Raw genomic sequence first — 657 nt, 5'->3', positions numbered from 1 at the left:
TTCTATGCACCTTTTTACTAGTTTTATTGTCTTTTCATTTAAATAAAATCTTATGGGAATAGATTTAGGTTTGGTACTTTTATTTTCTAATTTGCTTTTGATTAGAGACAATTCTTGTTGTAATATTTCGTTTTCTTTTACTAGGTCTCCAATAGTTTTATTAAGTTTATCGGGTAAATTCAAGTTAGCATCATTCATTAAGTTCATATATTAAGTAATTATTTTAAAAAAAATAAAATGGTCAAATAATATGTTAGCAAATACTAATAGCTTAAGTCAAATTTTGAGGGTTCTCATTGTATGTAAAATATGGCGTGAGGATTGGTTGTAATTAGCTAGGAGTATGATTTTAAGTGTTATAGGAATAAATATCTAGTATTCTTCTTCCTTTATTTAACAAATACTTACTTTTTTACTCTCCAAATATCCTATTTCCTATTTTCGTAGCTTATAACTTTGCAATGAGAGCATACAAAGTCCATCTTTCCATTCTTAACTTACCTTTTACTTTCGGTTAACACAAAGTCAACTTCCTTAACTTTTTACAGCCTTTTAATTTATTTATTTTTATATTTTTGCTTGTTATTTTGTAAATATCTTCTTCAAATTTTTTCTTCTTTTTTAAATCCCTTTTTGAAATTTGTTTGTAATTTTGTC

The 657-nt window shown here is 25.1% G+C and carries 1 pseudogene; it reads right to left on the bottom strand.

Going from position 1 to position 657, the window contains the following annotated elements:
• A pseudogene (locus U881_RS10145) lies at positions 1 to 207 on the bottom strand (hypothetical protein); the annotation flags it as partial.
• Between the last annotated feature and the right edge of the window lie 450 nt (positions 208 to 657).

This window comes from Borrelia persica No12 (genome assembly GCF_000500045.1).
GTDB lineage: Bacteria > Spirochaetota > Spirochaetia > Borreliales > Borreliaceae > Borrelia > Borrelia persica.
This window is presented reverse-complemented; position numbering and strand designations above follow the sequence as displayed.